Source organism: Streptomyces sp. NPDC028314, from assembly GCF_055565795.1.
This window is the reverse complement of the sequence record NZ_JBVHTP010000008.1, coordinates 219367-235071: the sequence shown is the minus strand read 5'-3', so window position 1 is coordinate 235071 and position 15705 is coordinate 219367. Positions and strand designations below refer to the sequence as shown.

At 71.0% G+C, this 15705-nt stretch carries 12 protein-coding genes; 9 read left to right on the top strand and 3 right to left on the bottom strand.

Annotation, left to right across the window (positions count from 1 at the left end; translation table 11 throughout):
* Positions 1-151 precede the first annotated feature (151 nt).
* Positions 152-2251 carry a SpoIIE family protein phosphatase gene (locus tag ACZ4TG_RS20155; RefSeq protein WP_468164555.1) on the top strand — a complete coding sequence of 700 codons (2100 nt, stop codon included), beginning with the start codon at positions 152-154 and terminating at the stop codon, positions 2249-2251.
* A 70-nt stretch (positions 2252-2321) separates the two neighbouring features.
* Positions 2322-2489 (top strand): hypothetical protein, encoded by a 168-nt coding sequence (locus ACZ4TG_RS20150; protein WP_468164553.1) that lies wholly within the window; start codon positions 2322-2324, stop codon positions 2487-2489.
* 185 nt (positions 2490-2674) lie between these two features.
* Here ACZ4TG_RS20150 and ACZ4TG_RS20145 read toward each other — a convergent pair whose 3' ends face one another.
* Positions 2675-3112 carry a DUF6299 family protein gene (locus tag ACZ4TG_RS20145; RefSeq protein ID WP_468164551.1) on the bottom strand — a complete coding sequence of 146 codons (438 nt, stop codon included), beginning with the start codon at positions 3110-3112 and terminating at the stop codon, positions 2675-2677.
* A gap of 186 nt (positions 3113-3298) precedes the next feature.
* On the opposite strand from ACZ4TG_RS20145, the gene ACZ4TG_RS20140 reads away from it, so the two are divergent.
* Positions 3299-3910 carry a DUF4352 domain-containing protein gene (locus tag ACZ4TG_RS20140; RefSeq protein ID WP_468164549.1) on the top strand — a complete coding sequence of 204 codons (612 nt, stop codon included), beginning with the start codon at positions 3299-3301 and terminating at the stop codon, positions 3908-3910.
* Positions 3911-3967: 57 nt separating this feature from the next.
* Positions 3968-4462 (top strand): DUF5949 family protein, encoded by a 495-nt coding sequence (locus ACZ4TG_RS20135; protein ID WP_468164547.1) that lies wholly within the window; start codon positions 3968-3970, stop codon positions 4460-4462.
* Between the two features lie 113 nt (positions 4463-4575).
* On the opposite strand, the gene ACZ4TG_RS20130 is transcribed toward ACZ4TG_RS20135, so the two are convergent.
* Entirely contained in the window at positions 4576-5829 is a 1254-nt protein-coding gene (locus tag ACZ4TG_RS20130; protein WP_468164545.1) for a cytochrome P450, read from the bottom strand.
* 55 nt (positions 5830-5884) lie between these two features.
* Positions 5885-7039 (bottom strand): low temperature requirement protein A, encoded by a 1155-nt coding sequence (locus tag ACZ4TG_RS20125; protein ID WP_468164543.1) that lies wholly within the window; start codon positions 7037-7039, stop codon positions 5885-5887.
* Between the two features lie 235 nt (positions 7040-7274).
* Between ACZ4TG_RS20125 and ACZ4TG_RS20120 the strand changes: the two genes are divergently transcribed.
* From ACZ4TG_RS20120 to ACZ4TG_RS20100, 5 genes are all read left to right on the top strand, one after another.
* Positions 7275-8696: a NarK family nitrate/nitrite MFS transporter gene (locus ACZ4TG_RS20120; protein ID WP_468164541.1), complete on the top strand. Its 1422-nt coding sequence runs from the start codon at positions 7275-7277 to the stop codon at positions 8694-8696.
* A gap of 278 nt (positions 8697-8974) precedes the next feature.
* Positions 8975-11245 carry a formate C-acetyltransferase gene (pflB, locus tag ACZ4TG_RS20115; RefSeq protein ID WP_468164539.1) on the top strand — a complete coding sequence of 757 codons (2271 nt, stop codon included), beginning with the start codon at positions 8975-8977 and terminating at the stop codon, positions 11243-11245.
* 32 nt (positions 11246-11277) lie between these two features.
* Complete coding sequence (gene pflA / locus ACZ4TG_RS20110; protein ID WP_468164537.1) at positions 11278-12111, top strand: pyruvate formate-lyase-activating protein; 834 nt, start codon at positions 11278-11280, stop codon at positions 12109-12111.
* A gap of 145 nt (positions 12112-12256) precedes the next feature.
* Positions 12257-13378 (top strand): MFS transporter, encoded by a 1122-nt coding sequence (locus ACZ4TG_RS20105; protein WP_468164535.1) that lies wholly within the window; start codon positions 12257-12259, stop codon positions 13376-13378.
* A complete protein-coding gene (locus ACZ4TG_RS20100; protein WP_468164533.1) occupies positions 13375-15705 on the top strand; it encodes a molybdopterin oxidoreductase family protein in 2331 nt (776 codons plus the stop codon). The genes ACZ4TG_RS20105 and ACZ4TG_RS20100 overlap by 4 nt, the downstream gene beginning before the upstream one ends.

Here is a 15705-nt window from a genome sequence, read left to right as displayed (position 1 = left end):
ATCCTTCGGTCCCGGAGACCAGTCCACGATCTACCTCTCCCTCCTCAAGCGCTGGCGGGAGGCCGGACGCACCCTTCCGGGGCATCCTGACGAGGAGTGGGAGCGGCTGATCTCCCAGCCGTGCTGGCCGGGCCGTTAGGTGGTGTGACTCTTGGCAGCGGCGGAGCGATCCGACAGACCCGAGCCGGGCGGGCAGGACGGCGGCACTCCCCTGACCGGGCCCGGGGAGCGCCTCGCGCTGAACGGCATGGGCAGCTTCGAGTGGGACCTGGGTGCCGGGACCCTGCTGATCGACGAGGCCGGCCTGGCCGTCTTCGACCTGGAGCCGGAGGAGTTCGACAACACCCCGGAGGGTCTGGGGCTGCGGATTCCGGCCGATGACGGCGCGCGGCTGGCGGACACCGTGGTCGAGGTGCTCGACCGCGGGGAGGAGACGTACGGCTCCTACTTCACCGTGCAGCGGCGCGACGGCCGCGAGCAGTGGACGCACACCCAGGGCCGGGTGCTGCGCGGCCCCGACGGGCAGCCCCTGCGGATCGTCGGCATCGTCCGCGACGCGACGGCCGAGCTGGCCCACCTGACGGTGCTGCGGAAGCTGGAGTCGGCGCGCGCCCAGCAGGCCACGATCGTGCAGCGGACCACCGAGGCCCTGTCGCGGGCGGTGACGGTGGACGACGTGACGGCCACCCTGACGGGCGCCGGCGCGCTGGAGCGGCTCGGCGCGGACGGGCTGGCCCTCGGGCTGGTCGAGGGCGGCACCATCAAGATCATCGCGCTGAGCGGGGAGACCCTGGAGATCCTCGGCGAGCGGAGGTTCACCCGGCTGGACGGTTCGCTGCCGCTGTCCCAGGCGGTGATCACCAGGAAGGCGCGGTTCGTCACCTCCCTCACCGAGCTGGCGGACGAGTTCCCGCTGCTCACGGACTACCTGAGCCGGATCCAGTACGACGCGGCCGCCTACCTGCCGCTGATCGCCCAGGCCAAGGCCATCGGCGGACTGGTGCTCTTCTACAAGCGCCGCAGCGAGTTCAGCCCGGAGGAGCGCAACCTCTGCCTCGGCCTGGCCGGCATCGTCGCCCAGTCCCTCCAGCGAGCCCTCCTCTTCGACCAGGAGCGGGAGTTCGCCACCGGCCTCCAGGCCTCGATGCTGCCGCGCCGGATCCCCGAGATCACCGGCGGGGAGATCGCCGTGCGCTACCACGCCGCCTGGAGCGGGCGGGAGGTCGGCGGCGACTGGTACGACGTGATCTCGCTGCCCCGCGACCGGGTCGGCATCGTGGTGGGCGACGTACAGGGCCACGACACGCACGCGGCGGCCATCATGGGCCAGCTGCGCATCGCGCTGCGGGCGTACGCGGGCGAGGGGCATCCGCCGTCGACCGTACTGGCCCGGGCCTCGCGCTTCCTGGCCGAACTGGACACCGAGCGCTTCGCGACCTGCATGTACGCGCAGGTGGACCTGGAGACCGGCGGCGTACGGGCGGTCCGCGCGGGCCATCTCGGCCCGCTGATCCGCCATACGGACGGACGCACGGGCTGGCCCAACGTGCGCGGCGGTCTGCCGCTCGGCCTGGCTTCGGCCTTCGAGCAGGAGGAGTTCCCCGAGACCCGGCTCGACCTGGTCCCGGGCGAGACCCTGGTGCTGTGCACGGACGGCCTGGTGGAGGAGCCCGGCACCACCATCACCCAGGGCATGGACGCCCTCGCCCACGCCGTCCGCAGCGGCCCCCAGGACGCCGGGGCGCTCGCCGACCACCTCTCGGACCGGCTCTGGGAGCGCTGGGGCTCCGGCGACGACGTGGCCCTGCTGGTGCTGCGCCGGGCCCCCGACCCGGGTACCCACCGCGCTCCGCGCATCCACCAGTACATCCACCAGGCCGACCCGGAGGGCCTCTCCGAGGCCCGCTACGCCCTGCGGCAGGCCCTGCGCGACTGGGGCATGGCCGAACTCGCCGACGACGTGGAACTGGCGGCGGGGGAGCTGCTCGTGAACGCCCTGCTGCACACGGACGGCGGAGCGGTGCTGACCATGGAGGTGCTGCCCGAGCCGGTGCGGCGGATCCGGCTGTGGGTCAAGGATCGCTCCAGCGTCTGGCCGCGCCGGCGCACTCCCGGGGAGTCGGCCACCACGGGGCGCGGGCTGCTGCTGGTGGACGCGCTGGCCACGCACTGGGGGGTGGAGTCGCGGGGGGACGGGAAGGCCGTCTGGTGCGAGTTCACCGCCGGGGTCAGCCGCGGCAGCCTGGGGTGACCGGGCGGTCACCCCGAGTTGTGGGACCGCGGAGGTGGCGTCATGATGCCGCCATGGAACGGATTCTGCTGTGCGCCGCCTGAACAGGGGCGCGGTGACGGGCATCTTGGCCCTGCTCCTGCTGGCGGCCGGGGTTCCGGCGGCCGTGGACTGGACCACGGGGCGTCCGCACGCGGACCCCGGATGCCAGACGGTGGCGTTCATGTCGATGACCGGCGTCGCGCCGGAGTGCCGCTGACGGCGTTCGGCGTTCGTGGTGCGGGTGCGGGTGCGGGTGCGGGTGCGGGTGCGGGTGCGGGTGGGCGTCCGGGTGCGGGCGTGCGTTGCGTCCGGCGCCGCGGCCCGGGCGGGCCGGCCCCGGGCGCCCGCCCCGGTAGCGGCGGCTACCGGACGGGCGGGCGCGTGCCGCGGGCCCGTCGCCGCTCAGTGCTCCTCGTGGACCTCGACGTCCTGCGTGTCCTGGGCGACCGTGGCCACCGACCGCGGCAGCAGGTTCCCCGAGAGGTGGATCTCCTGGAGCTCCCCGGTGACCGTCGCGCGGCCCGGGTGCACGCTCGCGAAGGAGCCCGGTGCGTGGGCCACCCACCGGCGCTCCGTGCCGTCGCAGACGACCTGCTCCGCGCCGATGCTGAGCCGGCTGCCGTCCTGCTCGACGGTCGCCTTGATCTGCATCGCCCCCATGGGTGACGCCTGCTCGCAGTGGTAGGTGCCGGAAAGGGTGACGGCGCCGTCCCCGGCGACATGAGCATCAGGATGTACGGAAATACCCTGATCGAAAACGGTGGCCCCGGCCGGGACGGTGAATACCGTGGTGGCGGCCAGTGCGGAGAGGGCTGCCAGTGCCATTCGGCGGCCGGACATGCGCATTCTTCCTCCAGGTGGATCGGGTGGCGGGAATCCGTCGGAACGCATTGTGCTGGCAGTTGGCCGCAACCGGCCGCACACGACTCCTCGGGCGCACTCGTGTCGGTGAGTGCAATTGCCCGCTCGGGCGCGTGAAACTGGCCGAAATACTTCCCCGCCCCGAAGATCCCCGAAGGGATCCGCATGCGTCAGCCTGCTTCCGTCCTCGCCGCCGCCGCCCTCCTTCCCCTCCTCCTGCTGGGCGCCACCGCCTGCCAGAGCGCGCCCGAGGGGGCCTCACTGGCCCCCGCCGCGGTACCCGCCGTCCCGGTGGACGACGGGGTGCCGGGCGTCGACGAAGATCCGGCCGCGCCCGGCCCGGGGGTGGTGCCGGTGGCCGCGAAGGATGCCCATGTGGGTGACTCCGTACGGGTGCGGGGCCGCCAGGTCGGCCGCCACCTCCAGGCGGTGCTCAACGCGTACGTGGACCCCGCCGTCAGCGTCGAGAAGAACTTCGCGCCGCCCGCCGGGAAGCGCTGGGTGGCCGCCTCGATGTCGTTCGTCAACGTGGGCGGTGCTTCGTACGGGGCTCTCGGGCGCATGTGGGCGTACGACAGCGCGGGGCAGCGCCACCCGGTGGTGCCCACCGGCGAGCTGACGACCGGCAAACCCCTCGTCTTCGATTCGCTGGAGGTCGGTGAGCGGGCCGAGGGATGGGTGGTGTTCGAAATTCCGGAAAAGGCCCGCATCGTGCGGCTCCAGTACCAGGACGCGAACATCCAGGCGAATTCCGGAGGGGGTTTCTGGGCCGTATAGCCCGCTCGGGTGAAAGGCCGTGAAAGGGCCGGGGGCGGGACCACTAAGGTGCGGCGCATGACTTCAACGCAAGCCGAAATCGACCGGTCCCAGCTCGGCACCCTTTCCGTGCTCGCCTGGATCGGTGACCCCTCCGACGGCCACGACATCCCGTACCTCCTCGCGTACACCCTGGGCGACGGCCCGGGCGGCAAGGAGGCCGGCGAGGCGGCCGCCCGCGGACTGCTGGAGGAGATCGGCCTGCCCATCGGCGACGTGGTCATGGACGGCACCCTCAAGGCGGCCACCTTCCCGGTGAAGATCCTCCTGGCGGACGACCAGATCGCACTGACCCTGCCCGGGCTGAACGCCACCTGCACCGCGCCGCCCGAGTGGGTCGCGGCGGCCAAGGAGAGCGGGCAGGCCTACTTCCTGTTCGCGACGCGCGCCTGGCCCGAGGCCGTCCCGGGCCAGCCGGTCAGCGCGGAGGTGCTCCAGGCCTTCGCGGGCGACGAGGAAGTGCTGACCAGCAGCGCCCACTGCGTCCTCACCGTGCAGAGCCTGCGCAACTAGGCCGGATCCGAAAGAGACGGCCCGGCCCCTGCCCGCGGGCGCCGTCGCCGCGCACGTCTCCGGCCGCCGGGCTCCCAGCCCGCCCGGTGGCCGGTCCGGTCCCGCTCCCTTCGCTACGGCTGCTCGAAGGCGAACCGGAGCGAGCGGACCCTGTTGTCGAAGTTCGACCCCGCCAGATCGGGCAGGCCCACCGCGCGCAGCCCCACCGGACGGGTCAGCAGCTCGCGGAACAGCGCCTTCATCTCCACCCGGGCCAGATGCGCCCCCAGGCAGAAGTGCGGCCCGCCGCCGCCGAACCCCAGGTGCGGATTGGGCGAGCGCGTGATGTCGAAGGCGTCCGGGCCGGGGAAGACGGCCTCGTCGCGGTTGGCGGAGGCGTAGTACAGCACCACCTTGTCGCCGGGGGTGAACAGGTGCCCCCCCAGGGTGTGTTCGGCGACGACCGTGCGGCGGAACTGGATGATCGGCGTCGAGTGGCGGATCATCTCGTCCACCGCGCCGTCCGCGTACGTCTCGAAGTCCGAGAGCAGCAGGTCCCGCTGGTCGGGGAAATCGGTCAGCAGGCTCAGCCCGTGCGTGATGGCGTTGCGGGTGGTCTCCACGCCGGCCACCATCAGCAGGCTGAAGAAGGCGCCCAGCTGGCGGGCTCCCAGCGCCTGGCCGTCGACGTTGGCGCAGACCAGCGCCGAGATCAGGTCGTCGGTGGGGTTCTTGCGCCGCTCCCGCCCGATCCCCGCGACCATCCGCTGCATCCGCGCCAGCGCCCGCAGCCCGCGCCCGGGCATCCGCAGCCGGGCGGCCAGCCCGCGCTCCACCCCGATGTTCTCGGAGGCGTGGTTGACCCGGTCCGCGATCTCCGCCCGGTAGCGCTCCGGGATGCCCATCATGTTGCAGATGACCTCCAGCGGCAGCCGGGAGGCCACCGCCGAGACGAACTCGTCCGGCTGCTCGGCGAGGACGTCGTCCACGATCCTCGCCGCCACCGCGTGGATGTCCTCCTCGGCGGCCGCCAGCAGCCGGGGGGTGAAGGCCCGCTGCACGATCTTCCGCAGCTGCGCGTGGTCCGGCCCGTCCAGGTTGACCATCGAGTCCCCGAACAGCGCCCGCACCCAGCGCGCCGGCTCCGGGGTGGTCACCCCGGGCGCGCTCGCGAAGACCTTGGGCAGCCGGCTCGCCTCCTGCACGTCCGCGTGCCGTACGAGGGCCCAGTGCCCCCGCTCCCGGCCCTCGGGCACGTACACCGGGGAGTCGAGCGCCCGCAGCCGGGCGAAGGCCGCCAGCCGCTCCTCCGGCGGCGACTGCCAGAAAGCCGGATCGGCCAGAGCCGCCCCGGGCTGCTCCGTGTACCGCTGTGCCGGGACTGTCATCGCCCGCACCTTCTTCCTCGTCGTCGGCAGCACGCCGAATCGCCCCCGACCGTCCTCACGCACCAGAACGCTCCCGCTCGGCCAAGGTCACGCCCACCGCCACGGTGGCGGCCGCCACCAGCCCGGCCCACAGCACCGCGTGCTCTCCGGTCCAGGCGCACGCGAACACGGCCAGCGCCGAGACGGGCAGCACCAGCTGCTGGGCCGTGCCCCGCTTGAAGTGGCGGGAGTGCAGGAACCACACGAAGAGCAGGAACAGCGCCGCCGGGAGGGTCACCGAGAGGTTCGCGGCCAGGTCCGAGACGTGCGCCTTGCCCACCGCCTGCTCGATCGCCACCTCGATGCCCGCACCGATCGCGGCCGCCGACGCCAGGATCACGAAGTGTCCGTAACCCCACGGGATGGCCTCGCGGTTGGAGCGCAGCCCCTCGTGCACGGGAACCGCGAAGTAGATCCACCAGGCCGCGAACACCAGCAGCAGCCCGCCCGCCGCGATCGGCAGCAGCTCGCCCAGCGCCTCGTGCTCGTCGATGGCCGACTGCACCGCCACCGTGCTGGCGGCGATCGTCTCGCCGAGCACGATGATGGTGAACAGCCCGTACCGCTCCGCGATGTGGCGCGGGTGCCAGGGGGTCTGGTGGCCGTACTCCGCGACGACCGGGACCAGCAGCTCGGCGGCGACCAGCCCCAGGAACAGCCACTTGCGGGCCGACTCGGGGGCCGCGAGCAGGGCCGTCCAGCCGGCCTGGCAGATCACCAGCCCGACCGCGTACGTGAGGCAGCAGCGACGGCCCGGACCGTCCTCCCCGGCGGCCGCGCGCAGCCACTGCACGGTCAGCGCGAGGCGCATCACCAGGTAGCCGACGACGGCGATGGTCCAGTCGTTGTCGTTGAAGGCGCGCGGGATCCCCGCCGAGTAGATGAGCACGCCGGAGATCTGCACCAGGGTCGCGATCCGGTACGGGACGTCGTCGACGTCGTAGGCGGAGGCGAACCAGGTGAAGTTCATCCAGGCCCACCACACCCCGAAGAACACGAAGAGGTAGCCGGTCACGCCGCTGCCGACGTGCCCCTCCGCGAGGGCGTGCACCAGCTGGCGGCCCGCCTGCGCCACCGCGACCACGAAGCACAGGTCGAAGAAGAGTTCCAGGGGGGTCGCGGCGCGGTGGCCTTCCTCGCGGCTCCGGGCGGTCATCGGTACGTAGGTCATGGCGACCAGCACAGCAGCCGGGTGCGGGAAGGCAGGCGAGGCGCGCGGCCCGCACCACCCGGGTACCCCGGGCGGACTGAACCGTGCCTACGAAGGGACCGTGGCCGGCGGGACCTTGTCCCGTCGGCCACGGTCCCTTCTCCTCTGCCGCGCGGTACCCGGCCCGGCGGAACCTGGATGGGTCAGGACCATCGGGACCCTTTCGGTTCCGCTTCCCAACCACCCAGGACACGCCATGAGTTCCGCCATACAGGACGCGCGCTCGGCGACCGGACGTACGCAGGCGCCCGACCCGGCGCAGTACCGCCCAGGCCGCACCATCACGGACTGGACGCCACAGGACCCGTCCTTCTGGCGGTCCACGGGCAAGCGGGTCGCCACCCGCAACCTGTGGATCGCCGTGCCGGCACTGCTGGTGGCCTTCGTGGTCTGGCAGGTCTGGAGCATCACGGCGACCAACCTCAAGGACGTCGGCTTCGGCTTCTCGCAGTCGCAGCTGTTCTGGCTGACCGCCGTCCCGGGCATCACCGGCGGTACCGCCCGGATCTTCTACACCTTCCTCGGCCCGATGATCGGCCAGCGCCGCTTCACGGCACTGTCGACCGTCGTGCTGGTCGTACCGCTGCTGTGGCTCGGATTCGCGGTGCAGGACCCGGACACCTCGTACACGACGATGGTCGCCATCGCGGCGCTCTGCGGCATCGGCGGCGCCAACTTCTCCTCCTCGCTGGCCAACATCGGCTTCTTCTACCCGAAGCAGGAGAAGGGCAACGCGACCGGCATCAACGGCGGCCTGGGCAACCTCGGCGTATCGGTGGTCCAGCTGCTGACCCCGATCCTCATCACCTCCTCGGTTCTCGCGATCGGCGCGGGCCAGCGCAAGGCGGACGGCTCGGAGGTCTACCTCCAGAACGCCGCCTTCGTGTGGGTCCCGGTGCTGGTCGTGCTCGCCGTGATCGCGTGGTTCGGACAGAACGACCTCAAGGTGGCCGCCACCCCCTTCAGCCAGCAGAAGGTCATCTTCAAGCGCAAGCACAACTGGGTGATGACCTGGCTGTACGTCGGCACCTTCGGCTCCTTCATCGGCTTCGCCGCGGCGCTGCCCCTGCTGATCAAGACCACGTTCCCGGCGTACTCGGTGGCCACCTACGCCTGGATGGGCCCGGCGCTGGGTGCGCTGGCGCGCTGGGCGGGCGGCTGGATCGCCGACAGGCTGGGCGGCGCCCGGGTGACGATCCTGTCCTTCGTGGGCATGGCCGCCTCCATCATCGGCGTGATCACCTTCCTCCCGGCCGGCTCCGACCAGGGCTCCTTCCGCGGCTTCTTCCTCTGCTTCCTGGCGGCCTTCTTCTTCTCGGGCATCGGCAACGGGTCGACCTTCCGCCAGATCCCGGTGATCTTCCGGGGGCAGCACCTGAAGGGACTGACCGAGGGCACCCCCGAGTACGCGGCCGCGCTGAAACGGGCGGAGATCGAGTCGGGTGCGGTGACCGGTTTCACCGCCGCGATCGCCGCGTACGGGTTCTTCTTCATCCCGGCGATGTTCGCCAACTTCGCGGTGACCAGCGCGATGTGGGGCTTCGTGGCCTTCTACGCCAGCTGTGTGGTCGTCGCCTGGTGGTTCTACGCCCGCCGCGGCGCCGAAGCCCCCAGCTAGCCCGTCTCTTTCGCGTCGCGCCCGGCCCCGGCAGGCTCCCGCCCTGCCGGGCCGAGGCCGTTCGGGGCGGCTCGGCCCACATTCTTGTGAAAGTTTTCACAAGTGGACAAGGGGCTTTGGGCCTGTAGGGAACCCCAGGTCAGGTGGGGTGCCGGGGCGCCGCGGGCGAAAGCCGGGGGACCTTCGGGCCGCAGCTCGGGACCAACGCGGCGGCAAATGATCGATCAAAAGGCGTGCAATGGATACAAGCAACGAGGCGACTGAAGAAGGTGCGGGCCATGACTGCCACCCCTGCGGAAACCACGAGGAACGGCGAAGCCTGGGACGGCTTCAAGGGCGGTCTGTGGCGCGACGCCATCGACGTCCGCGACTTCATCCAGCAGAACTACACGCCGTACGAGGGTGACGACTCCTTCCTCTCGGGCCCCACCGAGCGCACCACCGCCGTGTGGAAGGCGATCACGGACAAGTTCCCGGAAGAGCGCGAGAAGGGCGTCTACGACGTCGCGTACGACATCCCCTCCACGATCACCGCACACGCCCCCGGCTGGATCGACCGCGACAAGGACCTGATCGTCGGCCTCCAGACGGACGCCCCCCTCAAGCGCGCGATCATGCCGTACGGCGGCTGGCGCATGGTCGCCGGCGCCCTGGAGACCTACGGCTACCCCGTCTCCGAGGAGCTGGAGAAGGTCTTCTCCGAGTACCGCAAGACCCACAACGCCGGGGTCTTCGACGCCTACACCCCCGAGATCCGCGCCGCCCGCAAGGCCGGCGTCGTCACGGGTCTGCCGGACGCCTACGGCCGGGGCCGCATCATCGGCGACTACCGCCGCGTCGCCCTCTACGGCGTCGACCGCCTCGTCTCCTTCAAGAAGGAGGAGAAGGAGGAGCTGAACACCCTCCCCGCGGGCCACCGTTCGCTGGAGGAGGCGATCCGGCTGCGCGAGGAGCTCTCCGAGCAGATCCGCGCCCTCGGCGAGCTCAAGGCGATGGCCGCCTCCTACGGGTACGACATCTCCGGCCCGGCGGCCACCGGCCGCGAAGCCATCCAGTGGCTGTACTTCGCCTACCTGGCCGCCGTGAAGGAGCAGAACGGCGCCGCCATGTCGCTCGGCCGCACCTCCACCTTCATCGACGTCTACCTCCAGCGCGACATCGAGGCCGGACGCCTCACCGAGGAGCAGGCCCAGGAACTCGTCGACGACTTCATCATCAAGCTCCGCATCGTCCGCTTCCTGCGGACGCCCGAGTACGACGAGCTGTTCTCCGGCGACCCGACCTGGGTCACCGAGTCGATCGCCGGCATGGGCGAGGACCTCCGTCCGCTGGTCACCAGGACCTCGTTCCGCTACCTCCAGACCCTCTACAACCTGGGGCCCGCCCCCGAGCCGAACATGACGGTCTTCTGGTCGCCCCGGTTGCCGCAGGGCTTCAAGGAGTTCTGCGCCCGTGTCTCGATCGACACCTCCTCGGTGCAGTACGAGTCCGACGAACTGATGCGCCCGCGCTTCGGCGACGACACCGCCATCGCCTGCTGTGTCTCGGCGATGCCCGTCGGCAAGCAGATGCAGTTCTTCGGCGCCCGCGTGAACCTCGCCAAGACCCTCCTCTACGCGATCAACGGCGGGCGGGACGAGAAGTCCGGCGCCCAGGTCGGACCGCCCACCGGCGCCCTCACCTGCGAAGTGCTGGACTACGACGAGGTCATGGCCAGGTTCGACGAGCAGATGGAGTGGCTCGCCCGGACCTACGTCCACGCGCTCAACGTCATCCACTACATGCACGACCGGTACGCCTACGAGCGCATCGAGATGGCCCTGCACGACCGCGAGGTGCGCCGCACCATGGCCTGCGGCATCGCCGGGCTGTCGGTCGCCGCCGACTCGCTGTCCGCCATCAAGTACGCCAAGGTCAGCGCCCTGCGCGACGAGACCGGCCTCGCCACCGACTACACCGTCGAGGGCGACTACCCCGCCTACGGCAACAACGACGACCGCGTCGACGACATCGCCGTCCGGCTGGTCGAGGAGTTCATGAAGAAGGTCCGCAAGCACGAGACGTACCGGGGTGCCGAGCACACCCAGTCCGTGCTGACCATCACCTCGAACGTGGTCTACGGCAAGAAGACCGGCAACACCCCGGACGGACGCCGCGCCGGCGAGCCGTTCTCCCCGGGCGCCAACCCGATGAACGGCCGCGACACCCACGGCTACGTCACCGCGGCGCTGTCGGTCGCCAAGCTCCCGTACGAGGACGCCGAGGACGGCATCTCGCTGACCAACACCGTCACCCCCGACGGCCTGGGCCGCACCCCCGAGGAGCGGATCAAGAACCTGGCGGGCGTGCTCGACGGGTACATGGCCAGCGACGGCTTCCACATGAACGTGAACGTCCTCGACCGCGACACGCTCATGGACGCCATGGAGCACCCGGAGAACCACCCGCAGCTGACCATCCGGGTCAGCGGCTACGCGGTGAACTTCGTCCGCCTCACGCGGGACCAGCAGCTCGACGTGCTGAACCGCACCTTCCACGGCTCCCTCTAGAGCGGCCACCGGATCAGTCTGGAGCACCTGCCATGACCGTCGTCTTCGGTACGAGCATCCCCGTCGGCCGGGCCGGCGCCCGCGCCGCCGTCGCCGGCGCGGGCCGGACCCCGGCCGCCGCCGCCACGCAGCGGCCGAGCGAGGGCTCGCTGCACTCCTGGGACCTGTCGACCGGGGTCGACGGCCCCGGCACCCGCTTCGTGACCTTCCTGGCCGGCTGCCCGCTGACCTGCCTGTACTGCCACAACCCCGACACCTGGAAGATGCGGGGCGGCAAGCGCACCTCGGCCGACGCGGTCATCGCCGAGGCCCGCAAGTACACGAAGTTCATCGCCGCCTCGGGCGGCGGCGCCACCGTCTCCGGCGGGGAGCCGCTGCTCCAGCCCGTCTTCGCGGGCGAGCTGCTGCACCGGATGAAGAACGACCTGGGGCTCCACACCGCCCTCGACACCTCGGGGTTCCTCGGCGCCCGCGCCACCGACGCGCTGCTGCGGGACGTGGACCTGGTCCTGCTGGACGTCAAGTCCTGGGACCGGGAGACGTACAAGAAGGTCACCGGCCGTCCACTGGAGCCGACCCTGGACTTCGCCCGGCGCCTCGCGCACCTCGGCAAGGAGGTGCACCTGAGGTTCGTCCTGGTGCCCGGGCTGACCGACGCCGCCGAGAACATCGAGGGAGTCGCCCGCTTCGCCGGATCCCTCGGGAACGTCTCGCGGGTGGACGTACTGCCCTTCCACAAGCTGGGAGAGAGCAAGTGGGAGGCGCTGGACATGCGCTTCACGCTGCACGACACCCCCTCGCCCACCGCCGGGCAGGTCGCGGACGCGAAGGCCGTCTTCGCCGCGCACGGGCTGACGGCGGTCTGACCCGTCCGACCCGTCTGACCCGGCCGACCCGTCTGACCCGGCCGACCCGTCTGACCCGTACGGGCCGGACGGATGTCACCCGGACGGCCCACCCCTGGGCTCCACATAACAGGCCTAATCGGTACAGAACACCTAGCGTGGTGCTGTGTCCGAGCCCTCAGATGTCCTCGCCGCAGAGCCGCCGCCCTCCCCGCCTCCGACCGAGTCCGGGGCGGCGGGGACAGCGACGCTCCCGCCGGCCGCGCGGTCCGTCACCGCACGGGCCACCCTGGCCGGCGCCGTCGTCTCGCTCCTGCTCGTCCTCGCGATCGTGCTCGGCAGCCGGCTGCTGCGCGACTTCGACTCGGCCCTGCTGCCCTACGCCGTCGCCACCGTCTTCCTGGCCTTCGGCGTGGCCTACCGTTACACGGTCTGGGTCTCCGCGCCCGGCGCGCGCCGCCTCTTCAAGAAGGGCTTCGGCAGCTTCTTCTCGGCCGACAACTTCCGCACGGCACCCACCGCCCTGCCGAAGATGATCGCCACCTACCTCGGCTTCCAGAAGTTCCTCGGCGCCCGCTCCCGCGCCCGCTGGGCCGCCCACCAGCTGATGTTCTGGGGCTGCATCCTGGCCGCGCTCATCACCTTCCCGCTGACCTGGGGATGGTTCACCTTCACCGCCGACAGCGGCGCCGGTCCCGGCTACGAGATGCGCGTCTGGGGCTTCAAGGTCCTCGGCTTCGACTCGCTCGACTTCCTGGGCTGGTTGATGTTCCACGGCCTCGACATCGCGGCCGTGCTGGTCATCCCCGGCGCCTCGTACTTCCTGTGGCGGCGGATGAAGGACCGCGGGGCCATCACCGGCCAGCGGTTCGCCTACGACCTGCTCCCGCTGATCTGCCTGATCGTGATCTCCGTGACGGGCCTGCTGCTGACCTTCTCGTCGATCTTCCTGCACGGCGGGGGCTACGAGTTCCTCGCGATCCTGCACATGGTGTCGGTGGTCTTCACCCTGATCTACATCCCCTTCGGGAAGTTCTTCCACATCGTCCAGCGGCCCGCCGCCGTCGGCATGCAGCTCTTCAAGTACACCGCCCGCCAGGACGAGCAGGTCTTCGCCTGCAAACGCTGCGGGGAGCCCATCGACACCGCCCCGTACGTCGAGAACCTGCGCGGCACGATGCGGGACCTGAAGCTCGACTTCAACGCCTTCGTGGAGTACTGCCCCCGCTGCAAGCGGGTGCTGCGCGGCAACGCCTACCTGTCACACGTGAAGAAGGGCTTCAAGTGACCGCGACGGACCCCTCCAAGGCCGTGCCGCGGCCCGTGCCCGTACCGCTGGACCCGTCGATCGCCCCGCCCGGCACCCGCAACTTCCGCGACGCGGGCGGCATCCCGGCCGACCAGTGGCACGCCGACCAGAACGGCGAGACCCTCGTCCCCACCCACTGCTGCTTCTGCGGGGTGCAGTGCGGGATGTACCTGCGCGTCGACAGGGGCGGCAAGGTCTTCGGCGTGGAGCCCCGCAACCACGACATCAACCGGATGCGGCTGTGCCCCAAGGGCATCAACGCCTACCAGCAGGTCAACCACCCCGACCGGCTCACCTCGCCCCTCATGCGCCGCTCCCGGGACGAGGAGTTCCGGGAGTGCTCCTGGGACGAGGCCCTCGACTTCACCGTCTCCGAGATCCGCCGCATCCAGGGCGAGTACGGCAACGACGCCTTCGGGCTGCTCGGCGGCGCCAGCCTGTTCTCCGAGAAGACCTACCTGGTCGGCAAGTTCGGCCGGGTGGCGCTGAAGACCAAGCACGTCGACTACAACGGCCGCCTGTGCATGGTCAGCGCCGCCGGCGCCAACAAACTCGCCTTCGGCATCGACCGGGCCGGCAACCCCTTCTCCGACATCCTGCTCAGCGACTGCCTGCTCATCGCGGGGTCCAACGTGGGGGAGTGCTTCCCCGTGATGACCCAGTACCTGTGGGGAGCCCGGGACCGGGGCGCCTCGCTGATCGTGATCGACCCGCGCGAGACGGCCATCGCCCGCACCGCCGACATCCACGTCGCCCTCAAGCCCGGTACCGACTCCGCCCTCTTCAACGCCGTCCTGAACGTGGTCATCGCCGAGGGGCTGACCGACGAGGCCTACCTCGCCGCCCACACCACCGGCTGGGAGGAGGTCAAGAAGACCGTCGCCGACTACCCGCCCGCCCGGTCCGCCGAGATCTGCGGGATCCCGGCCGCGCAGATCGTCCAGGTCGCCCGCGTCTTCGCCGGCGCGGACCGGGCCATGGCCTGGCACGCGCGTGGCATCGAGCACCACTCCCAGGGCGTCGAGAACTGCCTGTCCGTGATCAACCTGTGCGTGGCCACAGGGAACATCGGCAAGCCCGGCGCCGGCTACGGAACCATCACCGGCCAGGGCAACGGCCAGGGCGGCCGCGAGCACGGCCAGAAGTCCGACCTCCTGCCCGGTGGACGCTCCATCACCAACCCGGAGCACCGCAGGCAGATCTGCGAGATCTGGGGCATCGAGGAGTCGGAGCTCCCCGGCGCCGGCACCTCCATGATGGAGATGGTCTGGCAGATGCAGCGCCGCGAGATCCGCGGCCTCATCGGCATCTGCAACAACCCCTTCGTCTCCCTCCCCAACTACGCGGTGGTCAAGGACGGGTACGACGCCGCCGAGTTCCACGCCCAGTTCGACTTCTTCCTCTCCGAGACCGCGGCCAACGCCCACGTCGTCTTCCCCGTCACCACCTGGGCCGAGGACGAGGGCGTCATGGCCAACGCCGAGGCTCGGGTGGTCAAGCACAACAAGGCCCAGGAGCCCCCCGCGGGCGTGCGCACCGACACCTGGGTCATCTGCGAGCTCGCCCGGCGGCTCGGCGCCGGAGAGCACTTCGAGTTCCCCGGTTCCCGCGAGGTGTTCGAGGAGCTGCGGATCGCGTCCGCCGGCACGGTCAACGACTACTACGGCATCACCTACGAACGCCTGGAGGAGACCGGCGGGATCGCCTGGCCCTGCCCCTCCACCGAACACCCCGGTACCCCGAGGCTCTTCGAGGACGGCCGGACCTACCACCCCGACGGCAAGATCCACCTCCAGGTCGTGGAATGGCATCCGCCCATGGACGCCTACACCGAGGAGTTCCCCCTCTCCCTCACCACCGGCCGCACCGTCGCGCACTTCCTCTCCGGCAACCAGACCCGCCGCCTGGGCGCCCTCGTCGAACAGACCCCCCGCCCCTGGGTGGAGGTCCACCCCTCGCACGGGTTCCAGAACGGCGATCCCGTACGGGTCGTCACCCGCCGCGGCAGCGAGGTCTTCCCGGCCCTGGTCACCGAGGCCATCCGGCCCGACACGGTCTTCGTCCCCTACCACTGGCCCGTCCCGACGGCCGCCAACGCCCTGACCATCGACGCCCTCGACCCCCGCTCGAAGATCCCCGAGTACAAGGTCTGCGCCGCCCGGATCGAGGCTGCCGAACGCATCGACGAGGTGCCCGCACCGCCCACGGCCCCGGGGCACGAGGCCTATCCGGAGACCCAGGTCTCGCGCACCGACCCCCTGCCCCCCACGTCCCCCCAGGGCCGTGGCACCTCGGAGAGGAGCTGA

Excerpts from the sequence above, each read along its gene's own strand:
- ACZ4TG_RS20145 (WP_468164551.1), bottom strand. The coding sequence starts at position 3,112 with ATGTCCGGCCGCCGAATGGCACTGGCAGCCCTCTCCGCACTGGCCGCC.
- ACZ4TG_RS20140 (WP_468164549.1), top strand. The coding sequence starts at position 3,299 with ATGCGTCAGCCTGCTTCCGTCCTCGCCGCCGCCGCCCTCCTTCCCCTC.
- ACZ4TG_RS20135 (WP_468164547.1), top strand. The coding sequence starts at position 3,968 with ATGACTTCAACGCAAGCCGAAATCGACCGGTCCCAGCTCGGCACCCTT.
- ACZ4TG_RS20130 (WP_468164545.1), bottom strand. The coding sequence starts at position 5,829 with ATGACAGTCCCGGCACAGCGGTACACGGAGCAGCCCGGGGCGGCTCTG.
- ACZ4TG_RS20125 (WP_468164543.1), bottom strand. The coding sequence starts at position 7,039 with ATGACCTACGTACCGATGACCGCCCGGAGCCGCGAGGAAGGCCACCGC.
- ACZ4TG_RS20120 (WP_468164541.1), top strand. The coding sequence starts at position 7,275 with ATGAGTTCCGCCATACAGGACGCGCGCTCGGCGACCGGACGTACGCAG.
- pflB (WP_468164539.1), top strand. The coding sequence starts at position 8,975 with ATGACTGCCACCCCTGCGGAAACCACGAGGAACGGCGAAGCCTGGGAC.
- pflA (WP_468164537.1), top strand. The coding sequence starts at position 11,278 with ATGACCGTCGTCTTCGGTACGAGCATCCCCGTCGGCCGGGCCGGCGCC.